Annotated in this window: 1 protein-coding gene; it reads right to left on the bottom strand. The window is 72.2% G+C overall.

Annotated elements, in window-relative coordinates:
* Positions 1 to 48: 48 nt before the first annotated feature.
* On the bottom strand, positions 49 to 23,964 hold the full coding sequence (locus tag ACZ5GP_RS06690) for a non-ribosomal peptide synthase/polyketide synthase (RefSeq protein ID WP_468749752.1): 23,916 nt from the start codon (positions 23,962 to 23,964) through the stop codon (positions 49 to 51).
* Positions 23,965 to 23,982: the final 18 nt, after the last annotated feature.

The raw sequence follows: 23,982 nt of genomic DNA, 5'->3' as shown, positions 1-23,982 counted from the left end.
CGGGGCCGGTTCGTCCGGTCCCGCCGGGCACTTGTCCGCCGTCCTCGCCTACGAACCGTCCCTCCCGCCGCGCAGACGGTCCTGGATGATCCCGCCGATGAGGTGGAGCGTCTCCGGTTTGAGCATGCCGGCGTGGGAGCAGTCCATCCGCCGGTATTCCACCGGCCCGTCGACGTACTCGTGCCAGACGTCCGGTTCCAGCACGCTCTCCGTCTCCTGGGTGGCGGCGAACAGCACCATCTCCGTATCGACCCGCTGGTGCCGGTAGCGTCCGGTGATGTCGATGTTGTTCTCCATCACCCGCATGATGGTGAGGAACTCGCTCTCCTCGATGCTTCCCAGCACGGTGTTCGTCGTGCGGGCCACCGCCGCGAACTCCTCGAACGTCATCTCCTGGGTGGGGACTTCGACGGTGCTCACCCCCAGCAGTTCGAGGATGCCCCGGTAGTACTCCTCGTGCGCGTGCTCGGGGATGTCCTCCTGTGCGGCGGGTTTCGCGTCGAGGCAGACCATCAGCTCGACCCGTTGCCCCCGCTCGGCGAGCCGGGCGGCGACGGCGTGGGCGACGATGCCGCCGAAGGAGTGCCCCATCAGCCGGTAGGGCCCCTCGGGCTGGACCCGGATCATCGCCTCCACGCAGTCGTCGGCCACCTCCTCCACGGATCCCGGCAGGTTCCCGGGGTCGGACAGACCGCGGGCCTGGAGGCCGTAGAGGGGGATGTCGGCGTCGATGTGCGGCAGCAGGCCGGCGTAGTTCCAGCACATTCCGCCGCCCGAGTGCAGGCAGAACAGCGGGGCCTGACGGCCCTTGGTGCGCAGGGGCAGGAGAACCTCGAAGGCGGAGGACGACCCGGCGGCGCCCTCGCCGGACCCCTCGTCGAGGCGTCGGGCGAGTTCGGCGACGGTCGGCGCCTCGAAGAGGGCGCGCAGCGGCAGTTCGACGCCGAGGACGGCCTGGATCCGGCTGATGAGGCCGGTCGCCAGCAGCGAGTGGCCGCCGAGGTCGAAGAAGCCGTCGTCGACGCTCACGCCGGGTAGGCCGAGCACTTCGGCGTAGAGGGTGCACAGCACCTCTTCCCGCGGTGTGCGCGGCGGGCGCCCGGCCCGGCCGCCGTAGTCGGGGGCGGGCAGCGCCTTGCGGTCGACCTTGCCGTTGGGGCTCAGCGGCAGTTCGGGCAGGGCCGTCACCGCCGAGGGGACCATGTAGCCGGGGAGCCGGTCGCGCAGTGCCTCGCGCACGGCGGCCGCGGAGAAGCCGTCGGGGTCCTCCGGCACCACGTACGCCACGAGACGCGGATCCGTGCCGCCGTGCCGGTGGACGGCCACGAAGGCCTGGACGAGGCCGGGCAGCCGCAGCAACTCGGCCTGGATCTCGCCGGGTTCGACACGGAAACCGCGGATCTTCACCTGGTCGTCGGCGCGGCCGAGGTATTCCAGTTGCCCTTCGGCGTTCCACCGCACGACGTCACCGGTGCGGTACATACGTTCCCCCGGGCCGCCCAGCGGGTTGGCCACGAACCGTTCGGCGGTGAGCCCGGGCCGGCCCAGGTAGCCGCGGGCCAGGCCCGCGCCGGCCACGTACAGCTCACCGACGACGCCGTGCGGCACGGGGTGCAGACCGGCGTCCAGGACGTAGCCGGACAGTCCGAACAGGGGCCGTCCCATGGGGACGACGCCGCTCTCGCGGCCGGTCAACGGCGCGCTCATGGCCGCGCCGACGGTGGACTCGGTGGGCCCGTACGCGTTGATCATGCGGCGGCCGGGGGCCCAGCGTTCCGTCAGGTCGGGCGAGCACGCCTCGCCCGCCACCAGGAGAACCGCCAGGTCCGGGAAGGGTACGCCGGACCCCCGCGCGTCGAGGGTCGCGAGCACCGAGGGGGGAAGCGTCACATGAGTCACCCGCCGCCCGGCGAGCGTCTCCCCGAGGGCGTCGCCGGCCAGCGCGTCGGCGGAGGCCGCGACGAGGGCCGCGCCCGAGGCGAAGGCCATCACCAGCTCCCACACCGACACGTCGAAACTGGGCGAGGCGAACTGGAGGACCCGGCTGTCCGGTGCGAGCGCGAACGCGTCCAGTTGGGCCCGCGCCAGGTTGGCGAACCCGGCGTGGGTGACCTCGACGCCCTTGGGCCGGCCGGTGGACCCGGAGGTGTAGATGACGTACGCGGTGTGCGCGGGGTGGACCGGCACGCCCGGATCGGTGTCGGGCAGCGCCTCCTGGTCGACGCGGGCCGTCCAGTCGTCGTCGAGGACGACGGCGGGGTCCGCGTCGGCGAGCATGTACGCGATCCGCTCGGCCGGATAGTCCGGGTCGACGGGGACGTACGCGGCGCCGGTCTTGACCACGCCGAGGAGGGTGGTGACCAGCTCCGGGCCGCGCCGCATCCGCAGCGCCACCCGCTGCCCGGGGCCGACCCCGAGGCCCAGCAGGTGGTGGGCGACGCGGTTCGAGCGGCGGTCCAGTTCGGCGTACGACATTTCGCGGTAGGACGCCTCGTCGCGGCCGGAGATGGTCGCCACGGCGTCGGGTGCCCGTCCGGCCGCCGCCCGGAAGAGGTCCGGCAGGGTCACCGGGGGCAGGTCGGCGCGGTCGGCCCCGGACCATTCGAGCAGCGTCCCGCGCTCGTGCGGTGCGAGGATCTCCAGCGACCTGACCGGCAGTCGGGGGTCGTCGATCGCCGAGTCGAGCAGCCGCGTCCAGCGGGCGGTGAACGCGTCGATGGTCGCCGCGTCGTACAGGTCGGTGGCGTATTCGACGAGGCCGGTGAGGCCGGCCGGCTCGCCCGCCTCGTCGAAGGTCTCGGTGACGCTGACGAAGACGTCGAACTTGGCCGAGCCCGCGCCCGCCTTCTCGGCGCCCACCGTGAGACCGGGCAGGTCGAAGCGCGCGCCGTCGTCGTTCTGGAGGACGAGCACCACCTGGAACAGCGGGTGGTGGGCGGTGGAGCGCTGCGGGTTGGCCTTCTCCACCAGGTACTCGAACGGCAGGTCCTGGTGCGTGTACGCGGCCAGGCATGTCTCGCGCACCCGGGCCAGCAGCTCGGTGAAGGTCGGGTCCCCAGAGGTGTCCGTGCGCAGCACCAGCGTGCTGACGAAGAACCCGACCAGATCGTCCAGGTTCTCGTCGCCGCGGCCGGCGATGGGCGAGCCGACGGGGATGTCGTCCCCGGCGCCGAGCCGTGACAGGAGTGCGGCGAGGCCCGCCTGGAGGACCATGAACAGCGTCGAGTCCGCGGAGCGGGCCAGTGCGCGCAGCCCGGCGTGGCTCCCGGCGCCGATCCGGAAGGGTGTGACGTCGCCGCGGTAGGAGGGGAGCGCAGGGCGCGGCCGGTCGGGCGGCAGCGTGGCCTGCTCCGGCAGCCCCGCCAACTGGTGGGACCAGTAGGCGGCCTGTCGCGCGAAGAGGCTGTCCGGGTCGGAGTCGTCGCCGAGCAGGTCGTGCTGCCAGAGGGTGAAGTCCGCGTACTGGAGGGGCAGCGGGCTCCACTCGGGTCGTGCGCCGTCCCGGCGCGCGGTGTAGGCGGCGACCAGGTCACGCGTCAGCGGCCCCATCGACCAGCCGTCGGCGGCGATGTGGTGGATGACCACGACCAGTACGGACGTGTCGGGCCCGGTCACCAGCAGTCCGGCGCGGACGGGGATCTCGCGGTCCAGTTCGAACCCGTGCCGCACGATCCGGGCCACCCGCTCGGGCACCTGCTCCTCGCCGATCTCCGCCACCTCGACGTCGATCCGCGCCCGCTCCGGCCCGAGCACCGACTGGTGGGGCTGTCCGTCGGTGTCGGGGAAGACGGTGCGCAGGGGTTCGTGGCGTGCGACGACGTCGTTGAGCGCGCACTCCAGGGCTCCGACGTCCAGCTTCCCGGTCAGCTTCAGGACGAGCGGCATGTTGTACGTCGCCGACGCGCCCTCGAACTTGTACAGGAACCACAGCCGCCGCTGGGCGAACGACAACGGCAACACCCGCGGCCGCTCCCGCCGCGCCAACACCGGACGCGACCCCGCCTGCGACAACCTCCCCGCCAGCCCCGCCACCGTCGGCGCGTCGAACAACGCCCGCAACGGCAACTCCACCCCCAACACCGCACGCACCCGGCTCACCAACCGGGTCGCCAGCAGCGAATGACCCCCCAGATCGAAGAAGTCGTCGTCCACGCCCACCGCCGGTACGCCGAGGACGCCCGCGAACAGTTCGCACAGCACCTCTTCGGTCTGGGTGCGCGGCGCACGGGACGCCCCCGTCCCTCCGTACTCCGGTGCGGGCAGCGCGCTTCGGTCGATCTTCCCGCTCACGGTCAGCGGGAACTCGTCCAGCGCGACGATGGCCGACGGCACCATGTACCGGGGCAGATGCCGACTCAGCGACTCGCGCAGAGCGCCGAGGGAGCGGCCGAGCCGGTCCTCGGGGACGATGTAGGCGATGAGGCGGGTGTCGTCCTGGTGTGCGCGGGCGACCACCAGTGCCCGCGCGACGCCCGGTTCGGCCTCCAACGCGGCTTGGATCTCCCCGGGTTCGATGCGGAAGCCGCGGATCTTCACCTGGTCGTCGGCACGGCCCAGGTATTCGAGCTGACCGGCGGTGTTCCAGCGGGCGAGGTCACCAGTGCGGTACATGCGCGCGCCGGGGATGCCGAAGGGGCTGGCCGCGAAGCGTTCGGCGGTCAGTGCCGGGCGGCCGGCGTATCCGCGCGCCAGTCCGGGCCCAGAGACATACAACTCCCCCGGCACACCGGCCGGAGCGAGCCCGAGACGCTCGTCCAGTACGAACAGGGCCGCACCCGGCACCGGCCGCCCGATGGGCGCACCCTCGCCCGCCGTCAACGGATCACTGATCGCTGCCGCCACCGTGATCTCCGTCGGACCATAGGCATTGACCAGCCTACGACCGGGGGCCCACCGGGACACCAACTCGGGCGGGCAGGCCTCCGCGCCCACCCCGAGAGCGACGAGGCCATCAAGGCGTTCCCACGCCCCCTCGGGCAGCGTCGCGACCACCGAGGGCGGCAGGAACGCATGTGTCACCCCGCCTCCAGCGAGGGCTTCTTCCAGCTCCTCGCCCGCCAGGCCAGAACCCTCCGGAATGACCAGCGCCGAACCGGAACCCCACGCCAGCACCAGCTCCAACACCGACGCGTCGAAACTCAACGACGCCGTGCGCAGCACGCGACCGCCGGCACCGATACCCATCCGCTCCACCAGCCCGGCCGCGAAGCCGGCGATACCGGCGTGCGTGACCTCCACGCCCTTCGGGCGACCGGTCGAACCGGAGGTGTAGATGACGTACGCCGGGTGCGAGAACAGCAACGGCGTCCTGCGCTCGGCGTCAGTGATCTCCGCACCCGACAGAGCTGTGGTGTCGACGTCATCGAGCAGCACCACATCCGCCCGGTCTCCGGGCAGATCGCCCGCAGCCGCCCGCGTCGTCAGCACCAGACCCGGCCGCGCATCCTCCAGCAAAAAGCCGATCCGCGCCCCCGGATACTCCACATCCACCGGCACATACGCAGCCCCCGCCGAGACGACGGCGAGTACCGAGACCAGCTGCTCCACCCCCGCCGGAACCGCGACGGCCACCACGTCTCCGGGACCCATCCCCCGGCCGATCAGCCACCGCCCCAGCCGGTTCACCCGCACGGCCAACTCAGCGTACGAGAACGCCGTCTCGCCCCGAACGACAGCCACCGCCCCCGGGCACTCCCGCACCCGACCGGCGAAGAGGTCCGGCAATGTCACCGGCACTGGCGTGGCACCAGGCGCCGACCACCCCAGCAGCCGCTCCAGCTCATCCCCACCCAGCACATCAAGCTCACCCACCCGCGTGCCGGGTACGGCGACCGCTCCGCTCAGCACCCGCACCAGCCGGTCACCGAACGCCTCCACCGTGCCCGCGTCGTACAGGTCCGTCGCGTACTCGATCAGCCCGGACATGCCGTCGGGGTTGCCGTCCCGGTCGAACGTCTCTCCCAGGTTGACGGTGAGGTCGAACTGCGATCCGGAGACGCCCGGGTCCTCGAACTGGGCTCGGAGCCCCGGGAGTTCGAAGGCGAGGTCGGTGCTGTTCTGCAGCGCCAGCATGACCTGGGCGAGCGGGTGGTGGCCGGGCGAGCGCTGCGGGTTGAGCCGCTCCACCAGGTATTCGAAGGGGATGTCCTGATGGCCGTACGCGGCAAGACTCGTCTCGCGGATCTGGTTCAGCAGCTCGCCGAACGTCGGATCCGCCGCCAAGTCGGCACGTATGACCAGGGTGTTGACGAAGAAGCCGACCAGGTCGTCCAGTCCCTCGTCGGTGCGTCCGGCGATGGGTGAGCCCACCGCGATGTCCCGCCCCGCGCCCAGGCGCGAGAGCAGCGCCGCGAGGCCCGCGTGCAGGACCATGAACAGCGTCGCGTCCGCCGAGCGGGCGAGTTCCCGCAGCGCCGCATGCGTCGAGGCGTCGAGCGTGAAACTCACGGTGTCGCTGCGGTAGGAGGGGGTCGCGGTGCGCGGCCGGTCCGTGGGCAGGGACACGATGTCCGGCAGGTCGCGCAGGTGCTCGGTCCAGTAGGCGGCCTGGCGGCGCAGCAGGCTGTCGGGGTCGGTGTCCTCGCCGAGCAGGTCGTGCTGCCAGAGGCTGTAATCGGCGTACTGCACCGGAAGCGCGCTCCACTCCGGTTCGGCGCCGCCGCGCCGGGCCGCGTACGCGGAGGCGAGATCGGCCGCGAGGGGCGTCATCGACCAGCCGTCGGCGGCTATGTGGTGCATGACGAGCACCAGGACGGCTTCCCTGGGCCCGGTGGCCAACAGGCATGCGAACAGCGGGATTTCCCTGTCCAGCTCGAACCCGTGCCGGACGCAGGCCGCCACTCGGGAAGCCACCGCGTCTTCTGTCACCGGTTCGACGGCGAGAGCGAGGTGGGTCTCGGCGGGGGTGAGGATGTGCTGGTAGGGCTCCCCGTCGACATCGGGGAAGACCGTCCGCAGCGGTTCGTGCCGGGCGATCACGTCGTTGAGGGCCGCTTCGAGAGCGGCTGCGTCCAGCTCTCCTTCGAGCCGCAGGACGAGTGGGATGTTGTACGTCGCCGACGCGCCCTCGAACTTGTACAGGAACCACAGCCGGCGTTGCGCGAAGGACAGGGGAAGCCGCTGCGGCCGCTCGCGAGGTTCCAGCCTCGGGCGTGATCCCGTCGCCGACAGGTGGCGTACGACACCGGCGACCGTGGGCTGGTCGAACAGGGTGCGCAGGGGCAGGTCGACGCCGAGGACGGCCCGGATCCGGTTCACCAGACGGGTCGCCAGGAGGGAGTGCCCGCCCAGTTCGAAGAAACTGTCCTCGACACCGACCGCCGGCAGGCCCAGTACCTCGGCGAACAGGCCGCACACGATCTCTTCCTGCGGGGTCCGCGCGGCCCGCGAGGCGGTGAACGTGTACTCCGGGGCAGGCAGGGCCTTACGGTCCACCTTGCCGCTGACCGTCAACGGCAGCGCCTCCAGCACGACGAACGCCGCCGGCACCAGATGCGAGGGCAACCGCTCCCCCAGGCTGCGACGCAGGCCGGACACCAGCTCACCCGCCACCCGCGTACGCACCGGATCACTCGCCAGCCCCGCGAGCGAACGCGCCCCCACCGGGACGACCGCGTCCGACACCGCACCCGCACCCGCACCCGCACCCGGGGGCAGCAGGACCACGTCGAAGGTGTCGGACCGCCCCTGCCCCATGGTCACCACGGCGCCCCCACCCCGGGCCTCCGCCCAGGCGCACACCGCTTCCGGGTCGATCCCGCTCTCCGCGTCCAGCAGTTCCCGGACGCGCTCGATGGGCTCTCCGTCGGCCGTCGCCCGGGCGGCCGCGACTTCCCCGGTCAGGCGAGCGTTCGGCACCCCGGACACGCGTACGGGCAGGGCTACGTCCGCCAGGGCGTCCAGTGACTGAACGTCCCGGTCCCAGGCGAGGACCGGCACACCGGCCAGCGATAGGGGCCGCGCGGGTGCCTTGTGCAGGACTACGTCGTAGCGGTGCCGGGTCAGCTCGTTGTGGGCAGTGCCCCGCTTCCACCGCACGTCCACGCCCACCGTTTCCGGGCGTGCGGCCGCCCAGACGGCGAAGAAGTCGGGGTCGAGCAGCAATTCCTTCTCCGTCACCACGGCCTGCTCCACCGCCGCGCGCAGCCGATCGGTGTCCTCGATACCGGGCTGCCGGACCTGCACGGCCGTCTGCAAGGCCCGCAGCAGACCCCGGTGGCGCACATCGCCGACGATCAGCCGCCCACCCTCGGCCAGCAGCCCAAATGCCTGATCCAGCACCCGCTCCAAGTACTCCCAGCCCGGGAAGTACTGCACCACGGAGTTGATGACCACCGTGTCGAACCCACCAACGGGCAGACCGGTCACATCATCGGCCGCCTGACAGCGCACCTCCACGTGATCCCAGCCAAGGCCCGCCACCTGCCCGCGCAACCGCTCCACGACCGACGAGGAGAAGTCCGTCGCCCAGTACGACTCCACCCCCGGCGCCACATGCCCCATCAACAGCCCGGAACCGACACCGATCTCCAACACCCGGCGAGGCGCGAATCCCCGGATACGGTCCAGCACTTGATCGCGCCACTCCCGCATGTCCTCCAACGGGATCGGCTCACCCGTGTAGGAGCTGTTCCACCCCTCGAAGCCCTCCCCCAGCGCATCCAACTCGGCCTCGCCATAGACCGAGTCATAGATCTCCCGCCACTCCTCGACCTGCTCACCGGTCGTGCCGCCCTCCCCTGCTGCCGAGGGGACGATGTAGGCGACGAGGCGGGTGTCGTCCTGGTGTGCGCGGGCGACCACCAGTGCCTGCGCGACACCCGGTTCGGCCTCCAACGCGGCCTGGATCTCGCCGGGTTCGATACGGAAGCCACGGATTTTCACCTGGTCGTCGGCACGGCCCAAGTACTCCAGTTGCCCATCGGCGTTCCAGCGTACGAGGTCACCTGTGCGGTACATGCGCGCGCCGGGGGCGCCGAAGGGGCTGGCGACGAAACGCTCGGCGGTCAGTGCCGGGCGGCCGGCGTATCCGCGCGCCAGTCCGGGCCCCGAGACATACAACTCCCCCGGCACACCCGCTGGAGCAAGCGCCAAGCGCTCGTCCAGTACAAACAGGGCCGCACCGGGTACTGGCCGCCCGATGGGCGCACCCTCGCCCGCCGTCAGCGGATCACTGATCGCTGCCGCCACGGTGATCTCCGTAGGCCCGTACGCATTGACCACGCGCCGCCCGCCATCCGTCCACCGGGACACCAGCTCGGGCGGGCAAGCCTCCGCCCCCACCCCGAGAGCGACGAGGCCACCAAGGCGTTCCCACGCCCCCTCGGGCAGTGTCGCGACCACCGAGGGCGGCAGGAAAGCATGTGTCACCCCGCCTCCAGCGAGGGCTTCTTCCAGCTCCTCGCCCGCCGGACCAGAACCCTCCGGAATGACCAGCGCCGAACCGGAACCCCACGCCAGCACCAGCTCCAGCACCGACGCGTCGAAACTCAGCGACGCCGTACGCAGCACACGGCCGCCGGCACCGATACCCATCCGCTCCACCAGACCGGCCGCGAACCCCGCGATACCGGCGTGCGTGACCTCCACACCCTTCGGGCGACCGGTCGAGCCCGAGGTGTAGATGACGTACGCGGGGTGCGAAAGCAGCAACGGTGTCCTGCGCTCGACGTCAGTGATCTCCGCACCCGACAGAGCTGTGGTGTCGACGTCATCGAGCAGCACCACATCCGCCCGGTCTCCGGGCAGCTCGCCCGCAGCCGCCCGCGTCGTCAGCACCAACCCCGGCCGCGCATCCTCCAACAGGAAACCGATCCGCGCCCCCGGATACTCCACATCCACCGGCACATACGCAGCCCCCGCCGAGACGACGGCGAGTACCGAGACCAGCTGCTCCACACCCGCCGGAACCGCGACCGCCACCACATCCCCGGGACCCACCCCCCGGCCGATCAACCACCGCCCCAGCCGGTTCACCCGATCGGCCAACTCGCGGTAAGACAAGACCTCTTCGCCCCGGACGACAGCCACCGCCCCCGGGCACTCCCGCACCCGGCCGGCAAAGAGCTCCGGCAACGTCACCGGAACGGACACTTCGCCCGCCGCCGACCACCCGAGCAACCGCTCCCGCTCACCCTCCCCCAGCACATCAAGCTCGCCCACTCGGGTCTCCGGGCCGGTCAGTGCCTCGCTGAGCAGTCGCTCCAGCCGGGCCCCGAATGCCTCCACCGTGCCCGTGTCGTACAGGTCCGTCGCGTACTCGATGAACCCCGACAGGCCCGCCGGACGGCCCTCCTCATCGAAGGTCTCGGACAGGCTGACCGTCACGTCGAACTTCGCCGTACCCGTCCCCACCGATTCCGTCCGCACCCCGAGCCCGGGCAGCTCGAACCTGCCCTCCTCGTTGTTCTGGAGCACCAACGCCACCTGGAACAACGGATGCCGGCCCCCCGACCGCACCGGGTTCAGCCGCTCCACCACCAGCTCGAACGGCACATCCTGATGCGCGAACGCCTCCAGACACCCCTCACGCACCCGGCCCAACAACTCCGAGAACGACGGGTCGCCCGACACGTCCGTCCGCAGGACCAACGTATTCACGAAGAAGCCGACCAGATCGTCCAGGCCCTCGTCCGTCCGCCCCGCGACCGGTGAGCCGACGACGATGTCCGTTCCGGCGCCCAGCCGTGACAGGAGGCTCGCGAGGCCGGCGTGCAGCACCATGAACAGGGTGACGTCCGCCGACCGCGCGAGGTCCCGCAGTCCGGCATGCAGGCCGGCGCCGATCTCGAAGCCGAGCACCTCACCCTCGTACGAGGCCGAAGCGGGGCGCGGCCGGTCCACCGGGACCGTCGCCTCGTCCGGCGCGCCCGCCAACAGCTGTTGCCAGTACGCGAATTGGGACCCCACCACACTCGTCGGGTCTTCCACGTCCCCCAGCACCTCGTGCTGCCACACGGTGTAGTCCGCGTACTGCACCGGCAGCGGCGCCCACGCCGGGGCCGCGCCGCCCGACCGGGCCGCGTACGCCGCCACCAGGTCCCGGGCCAGCGGGCCAGCCGACCAGCCGTCCCCCGCGATGTGGTGCAGTACCAGCACCAGGATCGCGTCATCGCCGCCGGTGACGTCGAGCAGGTGGGCGCGGAGGGGCACGTCCCGGTCGAGGCGGAAGCCGTGCCGGATGGTCTCGGCGACGCGGTCGGTGACCGCGGCCTCCGCGACCGGTTCGACGGTCAGCGGCACCCGGGCCTCGTCGACCGGCAGCACGCGCTGGTACGGCCGGCCCTTGCTCTCGGGGAAGACCGTGCGCAGCGATTCGTGGCGTGCCACGACGTCGTTGACGGCGGTCTCCAGCGCCTCGCGGTCCACGTCGCCGGTGAGACGGAGGGTGAAGGGCATGTTGTAGGTCGCCGAGGGGCCTTCGAGTTTGTGCAGGAACCACAGCCGCTGCTGGGCGAACGACAGCGGCAGCAGCTCCGGGCGCGGCCGTGCCTCCAGCTCCGGACGCACCTCTCCTTCGGTCAGGTGGGCGACGAGGCGCGCGACGGTCGGGGCCTCGAACAGCACCCGCAGCGGCAGTTCCACGCCCATGACGCGGCGGACCCTGCTCACCAGGCGGGTCGCGAGCAGCGAGTGGCCGCCGAGGTCGAAGAAGCTGTCGTCCACCCCGACCGAGGGCACCCCGAGGAGGTCCGCGAACAGGGCGCACAGGATCTCCTCTTGTGGGGTGCGGGGTGCCGTGGCGGTGTGCCCGGCGTACCGCGGCGTGGGCAGCGCGGCGCGGTCGAGCTTGCCGTTGGGTGTCAGCGGCAGCGCGTCCAGCAGGATGACCGTGGACGGTACGAGGTAACCCGGCAGGACGTCCTGGAGGGCGGAGCGCAGCGACTCGGGAGTCGCCTCGGCGCCGGGGGTCGGGACGGCGTACGCGGCGAGCCGTGTCTCTCCCGCGTGGACGAACGGCGTGACGACCGCCTGGGCGACGGTGGGCAGCCGCCGCAGCGCCTCCTCCACCTCGCCCGGCTCCACCCGGAACCCGCGGATCTTCACCTGGTCGTCGGCCCGGCCGAGGTACTCCAGCTGGCCGTCGGCGTTCCAGCGGACGACGTCTCCGGTGCGGTACATCCGGGCGCCCGGCTCCTGGAACGGGCAGGCCACGAACCGCTCGGCCGTCAGCCCGGGCCGGCCGACGTAGCCGCGGGCGAGTCCGGGGCCCGCCACATACAGCTCACCGGGTACGCCCGGCGGTACCGGGGTCAGGCCGCCGTCCAGGACGAACACGCGGGCGCCGACGACCGGTGTGCCGATGGGGGCGTGCGTCCCGGTGAGGGGCCGGCTGGTGGTGGCGTAGACCGTGGCCTCGGTCGGGCCGTAGGCGTTGATCATCAGGCGTCCGGCGGACCAGCGTGCGGCCAGGGCGGGCGGGCACGCCTCGCCCGCGACGACGAGGGAGCCGAGGTCGGGCAGCGCGGACTCGGCACCGGCCGGGAGGGTGGCCAGGACGGACGGCGGGATGAAGAGGTGGGTGGCCCGGTGGGCGGCGAGCGCCGCGGCGAGCTGCTCGCCGACCAGGTGCTCGGTGCCGGTCTGCACGAGGGCGGCGCCGACGGTGAAGCCGGTCAGGAGTTCCATGACGGACACGTCGAAGTTGGACGAGGTGAACTGGAGGGTGCGGCTGCCCTCGGTGAGGCCGAAGCGCTCGGCGGTGGCGGTCAGCCCCGCCAGACCGGCGTGGGTGACGGTCACGCCCTTCGGGGTGCCGGTGGAACCCGAGGTGTAGATGACGTACGCGGTGTTGTGCGGGCTCAGGGGTGCCGTGCGGTCGGCGTCGCGGGGTGCCCGCTTCGGCTGCCGGTCCCACGCGGCGAGAGTGGCGGGGTCGTCGGTGAGGTGGAGCGGTGCCCGGACGTCCAGGGGCCGGGTGGCGAGCACCAGTGCGGGCCGGGCGTCGGAGACGAGGTACGCGATCCGCTCGGCGGGGTGTCCGGGGTCGATCGGCAGGTAGGCCGCCCCGGCCTTGAGGACACCGAGGATGACGGCGATCTGGGTGCGGGAGCGGTCGACGGCGACGCCGACCGGCGTCTCGGGGCCCGCGCCCCGCGCGATGAGCCAGTGGGCGATCTGGTTGGCGTGCGCGTCGAGTTCGGCGTAGGAGGTGGTGCCGTCGGCGTCGATCAGCGCGGGTGCGTGCGGGGTGGCGTGCACCTGCCTGGTGAACAGTTCGGGCAGGGTCGCCGTCGGCTCGGTGCGCGCCGAGGTGCCCCAGGTGGCGAGGGCGCGCCGTTCGCCGGCGTCGAGGATGTCCAGTGCGCGAAGGCGCCGGTGCGGATCGTTCGCGGCGGTGCTCAGCAGGCGGGTCCAGCGGGCCGCGAAGGCGTCCATGGTGGCGGGATCGTAGAGGTCGGTGGCGTATTCGATCGTGCCGGTGAGTCCGGCGGGCCCGCCGTCCGCGTCGAAGTCCTCGACCAGGTTGAGGGTGAGGTCGAACTGCGAGCCGCCGGCGGCCGGTTCGAGGAGCTGGGTGTGCAGGCCCGGCAGGTCGAAGCGCAGGTCCGTGTTGTTCTGCAGGGCCAGCATGACCTGGATGAGGGGGTGGTGGGCGGTGGAGCGCTGCGGGTTGAGCTTTTCCACCAGGTACTCGAAGGGGATGTCCTGGTGGGTGTAGGCGGCCAGGCTGGTCTCCCTGACCTGGGCGAGGAGGTCGGCGAACGAGGGGTCGCCGGAGGTGTCGGTGCGCAGGATCAGGGTGTTGACGAAGAAGCCGACCAGGTCGTCCAGGTTCTCGTCGGTGCGTCCGGCGATGGGTGAGCCCACCGCGATGTCCGTGCCCGCGCCGAGGCGGGAGAGCAGGGCGGCGAGGCCGGTGTGCAGGACCATGAACAACGTGGCGTCCGCCGAGCGGGCCAGCTCCCGCAGGGCGGTGTGCGTCGGGGCGTCGAGCGTGAAGGCGCTCTGGGCGCCGCGCTTGGAGGCGACGGGCGGCCGCGGCCGGTCCGTGGGCAGGCTCACGACCTCGGGCAGGCCGGCCAGGTGCTCGGTCCAGTAGGCGGCCTGGCGGGCGAAGAGGGTGTCGGGGTCGGTGTCGTCGCCGAGCAGGTCGTGCTGCCAGAGGCTGTAGTCGGCGTACTGCACCGGCAGCGCGGACCACCGTGGCCGCTCTTCCGCGCGGCGGGCGGTGTAGGCGCTCTTGAGGTCGTCGGCGAGCGGGCCGAGCGACCAGCCGTCCCCGGCGATGTGGTGGATGGTCAGCACGAGTACGTGGGTGTCGGGGCCGGTGCTCAGCAGGCGCGGCCGGACGGGGATCTCGCGGTCGAGTGCGAAGCGATGACGGACGCACTCCGCCACGCGTGCGTCCAGCTCATCGGCTGCGAGTCGCTCGGGCGCCAGCTCCAGAAGTACGTCGGCGGCGTCCAGGACGCGCTGGTGGGGCTGTCCGTCGGTGTCGGGGAAGACGGTGCGCAGGGGTTCGTGGCGCGCGACGACGTCGTTGAGCGCCCACTCCAGGGCTCCGACGTCCAGCTTCCCGGTCAGCTTCAGGACGAGCGGCATGTTGTACGTCGCCGACGCGCCCTCGAACTTGTACAGGAACCACAGCCGCCGCTGGGCGAACGACAACGGCAACACCCGCGGCCGCTCCCGCCGCGCCAGCACCGGACGCGACCCCGCCTGCGACAACCTCCCCGCCAGCCCCGCCACCGTCGGCGCGTCGAACAACGCCCGCAACGGCAACTCCACCCCCAACACCGCACGCACCCGGCTCACCAACCGGGTCGCCAGCAGCGAATGACCCCCCAGATCGAAGAAGTTGTCCTCGACGCCCACCACCGGCAGGCCGAGGACGTCCGCGAAGAGGGTGGCGAGGATCTGTTCCTGCGGTGTGCGGGCCGCCCGCCCGGAGGTGCCCGTGAAGTCGGGGGCGGGCAGCGCGGCCCGGTCGACCTTGCCGCTCGGTAGGCGCGGCACGTCGTCGAGGACGACGAAGGCCGAGGGCACCATGTGGTCGGGCAGCCGGTCGCGCACCGCGTCCCGTACCGCGGCCACCGACAGCCCGCCCCGCTCCTCCGGCACCAGATAGGCGACGAGCCTGTTCACGCCGTCCTGCTGTGCGTGGGCGGTCACCACCGCCTGGGCGACGTCCGGCCGGCCGCGCAGCACGGCCTCGATCTCGCCGGGTTCGACGCGGAAGCCGCGGATCTTCACCTGGTCGTCGGCACGGCCCAGGTATTCGAGCTGACCGGCGGTGTTCCAGCGGGCGAGGTCGCCCGTGCGGTACATGCGCGCGCCGGGCCCGGCGAAGGGACAGGCCACGAACCGTTCGGCCGTCAGGCCGGGCCGGCCGACATAGCCGCGCGCCAGGCCCGCCCCGGCGATGTACAGCTCCCCCCACATGCCCGCCGGGGCGAGGTCGAGGTGCTCGTCCAGCACCAGTCCGGCCAGCCCCGGCAGGGGGCGGCCGATCGGGACGACACCGGTGTCCGGGCCGGCCGGCACCGAGCTCATCGCGGCGCCCACGGTCGACTCGGTGGGTCCGTACGCGTTGATCATCCGGCGTCCGGGGGCCCACCGCGCCGCCACGTCCGGGGGGCACGCCTCGCCCGCGACGGCCAGGGTCGTCAGGTGGGTGAGCCGGTCCGGCCCATGGGTGTCCTCCAGGGTGACCAGGACGGACGGCGGGAGGGTCGCGTTGGTGATCCGCTCGCGGTGGAGCAGCTCGGCGAGTTCCTGTCCGGCGAGGCCGGTCTCCTCGGGGATCACCAGGGTGGCCGCGGCGCTGAAGGTGGTCACCATCTCGGAGACCATGGCGTCGAAGCTGGACGGCGAGAACTGCAGCACCCTGTCGCCGGGGCGCAGTGCGAACGCGGCCCGCTTGGCCGCCGCGAGCCCGGCGATCCCGGCGTGCGTCACCTCGACGCCCTTGGGGCGGCCGGTCGAACCGGACGTGTAGATCACGTACGCGGTGTACGCCGGGTCGACGGCGATGCCCGGGTCGGTGTCGGGGTGGTCCGTGAAGTCCTGTCGTACCCACGCGTCGTCGAGCACCACCGACGGCTCCGCGTCGGCGAGCATGTACGCCCGGCGCTCGGCCGGGTAGTCCGGGTCCACGGGCACATAGGCCGCGCCGGTCTTCAGCACGCCGAGCAGGGCGGCGAGCAGGCCGGGGCCGCGCCGCATCAGCAGCGCCGCCCGCCGGCCCGGCCCGAGGCCCTGGCCGGCGAGCCGCCGTGCGATCCGGTTCGACCAGGCGTCCAGTGCGGCGTACGTCAGCTCCTCGCCGCCGTGGGCGAGCGCGGGGGAGCGCGGGGCGCGCCGCACCGCCTCCGCGAAAAGGCCGGTCAGGGTGAGCGGTTCGGGCCGCGCCGTGCCGCGCGCGCCGGACCAGTCGAGCAGTTGCCGGCGCTCTTGCGGGGTGAGCAGGTCGAGGCTGTCGACGGGCAGGTCCGCGGCGTCCGCCGCGGTGGCCAGGAGCCGGGTGTACCGCGCCCCGAACGCCTGGACGGTGGCCGGGTCGTAGAGGTCGGTGGCGTACTCGATGAAGCCGGTGACGCCCGCCGGGTCGCCGTTCTCGTCGAAGGTCTCGCCGATGTTCAGCAGCAGGTCGAACTGCGAGCTGCCCTGTCCCGGGTTCTCCAGCCGTGCCTGGAGTCCGGGCAGGTCGAAGTCGACCTCGGCGGTGTTCTGGAGGGTGAGCATGACCTGGACGAGGGGGTGGTGGGCGGTGGAGCGCTGCGGGTTGAGCTTCTCCACCAGGTATTCGAAGGGGATGTCCTGGTGGGTGTAGGCGGCCAGGCTGGTCTCCCTGACCTGGGCGAGGAGACGGGCGAAGGTCGGGCGTCCCGAGGTGTCGGTGCGCAGGACGAGGGTGTTGACGAAGAAGCCGACCAGGTCGTCCAGTCCCTCGTCGGTGCGTCCGGCGATGGGCGAGCCCACCGCGATGTCGGTACCGGCGCCGAGCCGCGACAGCAGCCCGGCGAGGCCCGCGTGGAGCACCATGAACAGGGTCGCCCCGTTGGCCCGCGCCAGCTCCCGCAGGGCCGCGTGGGTCGAGGCGTCGATCTCGAACGGCAGCATGTCGCTCCGGTGGGACGCCTCGGCCGGCCGCGGCCGGTCGGTGGGCGGCGCCACGACGTCCGGCAGGTCGCGCAGGTGCTCGGTCCAGTAGGCGGCCTGGCGGCGCAGCAGGCTGTCGGGGTCGGTGTCCTCGCCGAGCAGGTCGTGTTGCCAGAGGCTGTAATCGGCGTACTGCACCGGCATCGCCGTCCACCGGGGCGGCCGGCCCTCGCGGCGGGCGGCGTAGGCGGTCACCAGGTCCTCGGCCAGAGGCGCCATCGACCAGCCGTCGGCCGCGATGTGATGCAGGGTCAGCAGCAGCATCGACTCGTCGTCCCCGGCGGTCAGCAACGTCGCGCGCAACGGCATGTCGCGGTCCAGCTCGAATCCGTGCCGGGCCAGGTCGTGCACCAGCCGCTCCCGCCGCTCCGGCGACCGCGCGTCCTCAACGGTGAGGGTGAGGCGGGTTTCGGCGGGGGTGAGGATGTGCTGGTGGGGCTCCCCGTCGACATCGGGGAAGACCGTCCGCAGCGGTTCGTGCCGGGCGATCACGTCGTTCAGCGCCGCTTCGAGAGCGGCTGCGTCGACTCGGCCGGTGAGTCGCAGGACGAGCGGGATGTTGTACGTCGCCGACGCGCCCTCGAACTTGTACAGGAACCACAGCCGGCGTTGCGCGAAGGACAGGGGAAGCCGCTGCGGCCGCTCGCGAGGTTCCAGCCTCGGGCGTGATCCCGTCGCCGACAGGTGGCGTACGACACCGGCGACCGTGGGCTGGTCGAACAGCGTGCGCAGGGCCAGGTCGACGCCGAGGACGGCCCGGATCCGGTTCACCAGACGGGTCGCCAGGAGGGAGTGCCCGCCCAGCTCGAAGAAACTGTCCTCGACACCGACCGCCGGCAGGCCCAGTACCTCGGCGAACAGGCCGCACACGATCTCTTCCTGCGGGGTCCGCGCGGCCCGCGAGGCGGTGAACGTGTACTCCGGGGCAGGCAGGGCCTTACGGTCCACCTTGCCGCTGACCGTCAACGGCAGCGCCTCCAGCACGACGAACGCCGCCGGCACCAGATGCGAGGGCAACCGCTCCCCCAGGCTGCGACGCAGGCCGGACACCAGCTCACCCGCCACCCGCGTACGCACCGGATCACTCGCCAATCCCGCGAGCGAACGCGCCCCCACCGGGACGAACGTATCCGACACCGCACCCGTGCCCGTGCCCGTGCCCGTGGGGACGAAGACCACATCCATGGTGTCCGCGCCACCGGACCCGACGCTCACCACCGCGTCCCAGCCCCGGGACTCCGCCCAGGCGCACACCGTCTCCGGGTCAAGACCGCTCTCCGCCTCCAGCAACTCCCGTACACGCTCGATCGACTGCCCCTCGGCCGCCGCCCGGGCGGCCCCGACCTCCCCGGTCAGGCGAGCGTTCGGCACCCCGGACACGCGTACCGGCAGCGCCACATCACCCAGCGCGTCCAGCGACTCGACGTCCCGCCCCCAGGCGAGGGCCCGCACACCGGCCAGCGAAAGACACTGAGCAGGGGCTTTGTACAGGACCACGTCGTAGCGGTGCCGGGTCAGCTCGTTGTGGGCAGTGCCCCGCTTCCACCGCACGTCCACGCCCACCGCTTCCGGGCGTGCGGCCGCCCAGACGGCGAAGAAGCCGGGGTCGAGCAGCAATTCCTTCTCCGTCACCACGGCCTGCTCCACCGCCGCGCGCAGCCGATCGGTGTCCTCGATACCGGGCTGCCGGACCTGCACGGCCGTCTGCAAGGCCCGCAGCAGACCCCGGTGGCGCACATCGCCGACGATCAGCCGCCCACCCTCGGCCAGCAGCCCGAACGCCTGGTCCAGCACCCGCTCCAAGTACTCCCAGCCCGGGAAGTACTGCACCACGGAGTTGATGACCACCGTGTCGAACCCACCAACGGGCAGCCCCGACACATCATCGGCCGCCTGACAGCGCACCTCCACGTGATCCCAGCCAAGGCCCGCCGCCTGCCCACGCAACCGCTCCACGACCGACGAGGAGAAGTCCGTCGCCCAGTACGACTCCACCCCCGGCGCCACATGCCCCATCAACAGCCCGGAACCGACACCGATCTCCAACACCCGGCGAGGCGCGAATCCCCGGATGCGTTCCACGACCGCGCGGCGCCATTCCCGCATCTCTGCCAGCGGGATCGGCTCACCCGTGTAGGAGCTGTTCCACCCCTCGAAGCCCTCCCCCAGCGCATCGGACTCGGCCTCGTCATACACCGAGTCGTAGATTTCCCGCCACTCCTCGACCTGTTCGCCGGTCGACCCTTCCGCGCCTGCCGATGAGGGCACGACATAGGCGACGAGGCGGGTGTCATCGTGATGGGGACGGGCGACGACCAGAGCCTGGGCGACGCCCGGTTCTGCTTCCAACGCGGCTTGGATCTCCCCGGGTTCGATGCGGAAGCCGCGGATCTTCACCTGGTCGTCGGCACGGCCCAGGTATTCGAGCTGACCGGCGGTGTTCCAGCGGGCGAGGTCACCTGTGCGGTACATGCGCGCGCCGGGGGTGCCGAAGGGGCTGGCCACGAAGCGTTCGGCGGTCAGTGCCGGGCGGCCGGCGTATCCGCGCGCCAGTCCGGGCCCAGAGACGTACAGCTCCCCCGGCACACCGGCCGGAGCAAGCGCCAGGCGCTCGTCCAGTACGAACAGGGCCGCACCCGGCACCGGCCGCCCGATGGGCGCGCCCTCGCCCGCCGTCAACGGATCACTGACCGCTGCCGCCACCGTGATCTCCGTCGGACCATAGGCATTGACCAGCCTACGACCGGGGGCCCACCGGGACACCAGTTCCGGCGGGCACGCTTCCGCGCCCACGGCCAGGCCCACCAGGTCGTGGAGGCGTTCCCAAGCGCCTTCGGGCAGTGTCGCCACCACCGAGGGCGGCAGGAACGCATGTGTCACCCCGCCTCCAGCGAGGGCTTCTTCCAGCTCCTCGCCCGCCAGACCGGAACCCTCCGGTATCACCAGCGCGGCCCCGGAACCCCAGGCCAGGACCAGCTCCAGCACCGACGCGTCGAAACTCAGCGACGCCGTACGCAGCACACGGCCGCCGGCACCGATACCCATCCGCTCCACCAGACCGGCCGCGAACCCCGCGATACCGGCGTGCGTGACCTCCACGCCCTTCGGGCGACCGGTCGAACCCGAGGTGTAGATGACGTACGCGGGGTGCGAAAGCAGCAACGGTGTCCTGCGCTCGACGTCAGTGATCTCCGCACCCGACAAAGCCCCGGTATCGACTTCGTCCATCAGCACGACACCCGGCACGCCCTCGGGCAGATCGCCCGCAGCCGCCCGCGTCGTCAGCACCAACCCCGGCCGCGCATCCTCCAACAGGAAACCGATCCGCGCCCCCGGATACTCCACATCCACCGGCACATACGCAGCCCCCGCCGAGACGACGGCGAGTACCGAGACCAGCTGCTCCACACCCGCCGGAACCGCGACCGCCACCACATCCCCGGGACCCACCCCCCGGCCGATCAACCACCGCCCCAAGCGGTTCACCCGCCCAGCCAACTCCGCATAGGACCAAGCCTCTTCACCGCTGATCACGGCAACGGCCCCCGGGCACTCCCGCACCCGGCCGGCAAAGAGGTCCGGCAACGTCACCGGCACCGGCACGGCACCAGCCACCGACCACCCCAGCAACCGCTCCCGCTCACCCTCCCCCAGCACATCAAGCTCGCCCACCCGCGAGCCGGGCCTGGCCACCGCCGCGCCCAGCAACCGCGCCAGCCGGGCTCCGAACGCCCTGGCCGTGTCCACGTCGTACAGGTCCGTCGCGTACTCGATGAACCCCGACAGGCCCGCCGGACGGCCCTCCTCGTCGAAGGTCTCGGACAGGCTGACCGTCACGTCGAACTTGGCCGTACCCGTCCCGACCTGCTCCGTCCGCACCCCGAGGCCGGGCAGCTCGAACCTGCCCTCCTCGTTGTTCTGGAGCACCAACGCCACCTGGAACAACGGATGCCGGCCCCCCGACCGCACCGGGTTCAGCCGCTCCACCACCAGCTCGAACGGCACATCCTGATGCGCGAACGCCTCCAGACACCCCTCACGCACCCGGCCCAACAACTCCGAGAACGACGGGTCGCCCGACACGTCCGTCCGCAGGACCAACGTATTCACGAACAGGCCGACCAGATCGTCCAGGCCCTCGTCCGTCCGTCCCGCGACCGGTGAGCCCACCACCGCTTCCTGGCCCGCGCCCAGCCGTGTGAGCAGTGCCGCCAGCGCGGCCTGCAACACCATGAACGGTGTCGCGTCCGCCGACCGGGCCAGACCGCGCAGTCCGGCGTGCAGGTCGGCGCCGAGTTCCAGGGGCAGCAGACCGCCCTCGTACGAGGCCGTAGCGGGGCGCGGCCGGTCGCCCGGCACCGTCACCTCGTCCGGCGCGCCCGCCAACTGGGTCTTCCAGTAGGCGAATTGCCGGGCCATTTCGCTGTCGGGGTCGTCCATGTCCCCCAGCACCTCGTGCTGCCACACGGTGTAGTCCGCGTACTGCACCGGCAGCGGCGCCCACGCCGGGGCCGCGCCGTCCGACCGGGCCGCGTACGCCGCCACCAGGTCCCGGGCCAGCGGGCCAGCCGACCAGCCGTCCCCCGCGATGTGGTGCAGTACGAGGAGCAGTACGGCGGCCGTGGGGTCGCCCTCGGTCCTGAAGAGCCATGCCTTGGCCGGGATGGCGGACGCGAGGTCGAAGGGGTGCCGGGCCGCCGCGCGGATCTCCGCGTCGAGGCGGTCCGGATCGACGGTGGCGGTGTGCAGCGTCAGGTGTGCCTCGGGCGCGGGCAGGACGCGCTGGAAGGGGCGGTCGGCGTGTTCGGAGAAGACGGTGCGCAGGGGCTCGTGCCGTGCGACCAGGTCGTTGACGGCGGCTTCCAGCGTGTCACGGTCGACGTCGCCGGTGAGGTGGAGTGCGAGCGGCATGTTGTAGGTCGCCGAGAGGCCTTCGAGTTTGTGCAGGAACCACAGCCGCTGCTGGGCGAACGACAGCGGCAGCAGCCCCGGGCGCGGCCGTGCCTCCAGCGCCGGGCGCACCCATCCCTCCGTCAGGCGGCCGACGAGGCGCGCGACGGTCGGGGCCTCGAACAGCACCCGCAGCGGCAGTTCCACGTCGAGCGCCTTGCGGACGCGGCTCGCCAGGCGCGTGGCCAGCAGCGAGTGGCCGCCGAGGTCGAAGAAGTCGTCGTCCACCCCGACCGAGGGGACTCCGAGGATGTCCGCGAACAGGCCGCACAGCACGGCTTCGGTCTCCGTGCGGGGGGCCCGTGACGGACCGGAGCCCTCGTACACGGGGGCGGGGAGCGCGGCGCGGTCGATCTTGCCGTTCGTCGTCAGCGGCAGCGCGTCCAGCAGGACGGCGGCGGACGGCACGAGGTGGTCGGGCAGGATGTGCCGCAGGTCGGCGCGCAGGGACGCGGGGGTCACTTCGGCGTCGGGGGCCGGGACCGCGTACGCGACGAGACGCGCGTCGCCCGTCGTGTGGGTGAGCGGCAGTACGACGGCCTGGGCCACGGCGGGGTGGCGCCGCAGCGCCTCCTCCACCTCGCCCGGCTCCACCCGGAACCCGCGGATCTTCACCTGGTCGTCGGCCCGGCCCAGGTATTCCAACTGGCCGTCGGCGATGCGGCGGACGACGTCTCCGGTGCGGTACATCCGGGCGCCCGGTTCGTCGAACGGGCAGGCGACGAAGCGTTCCGCTGTCAGGCCCGGCCGCTTCACGTACCCGCGTGCCAGGCCGGGGCCGGTCACGTACAGCTCCCCTGCGGTGCCTTCCGGGACAGGGGCCAGGGTGTCGTCCAGGACGAACACGCGGACCTCGGCCACCGGTGTTCCGATCGGGGGTCGTGCGCCGTCGTGGTCGGGGGTCGTGAGAGGTTCGGTCAAGGTGGTGGCGACCGAGCATTCGGTGGTGCCGTAGCCGTTGACCAGTTCGTGGTCGGCGGACCACCGGCGCACGAGGTCGGGCGGGCAGCTCTCGCCGCCGATGTGCACGCGGCGCAGGTGCGGCAGCGTGGACTCGGTGTCGGCGGGGAGGGTGGCGAGCACCGGGACCGGCAGGGTGACGTGGGTGATCCGTTCGTCGGCCAGGACGGCGGCGAGTTCCTCGCCGAGCAGGCGGTGCTGTGTGGGCAGGACGAGGGTGCCGCCGCCGGCGAAGGTGGTGAGCAGGTCCCAGATGGCCACGTCGAAGGTGGGTGGCGCCAGTTGGAGCACGCGGGATCCGGTGTCGGTGCTCTGGTGCGCGGCCGCCGTGGCGACGAGGGCGGCGAAGCCCGTGTGCGGGACACCGACCGGCTTCGGGGTGCCGGTGGAGCCCGAGGTGTGGATGACGTAGGCCAGGTCGCGGGGGAACAGCGGCCGGGTGCGGTCGCCGTCGCGGGGTGCCGTGGCGGGGCAGGCGGCGATGGCCGTGCCGGTGGCGGGGTCGTCGAGCGGGAGCAGCCGGGCATCGCCGGGCGGAAGGCGGCGGGCGAGCTCGGCGTGGAGCAGGACCGCCCGGGGGGCGCTGCCGCGCAGCAGGTGGGTGAGGCGTTCGGTGGGCTGCCCAGGGTCCAGTGGGAGGTAGGCGGCGCCTGCCTTCATGACGCCGAGGAGAGCGGCGATGTGCTCGGGGCCGCGCGGCAGGGCGACGGCGATCCGGTCGTCGGGGCCCAGGTCGTTGGCGATGAGCCACCGGGCGATGCGGTTGGCGCGCGCGTCGAGTTCGGCGTACGTCCAGGTGGTGGTGGCCGCGCTGACGGCGATGGCCCGGGGGGTCAGCGCCGCCCGGTTCTCGAAGATGTCGGGCAGCGTGGTGGGGTCGGCTGCCGCCCCCCGGGGTCCGCTTCCGTCCGTGGACCGACCGCTCGTGTTCGGCTCGTCAACGTTTCGCATGATGATGTCTTCTGCCCC

It is taken from the genome of Streptomyces sp. NPDC031466 (genome assembly GCF_055581265.1).
The sequence above is the reverse complement of the archived record's forward strand: the minus strand, read 5'-3'. Positions and strand labels throughout refer to the sequence as shown.

Bases quoted from the DNA above. Each gene is read 5' to 3' on its own strand.
- ACZ5GP_RS06690 (WP_468749752.1), bottom strand. From the start codon at position 23,964: ATGCGAAACGTTGACGAGCCGAACACGAGCGGTCGGTCCACGGACGGA.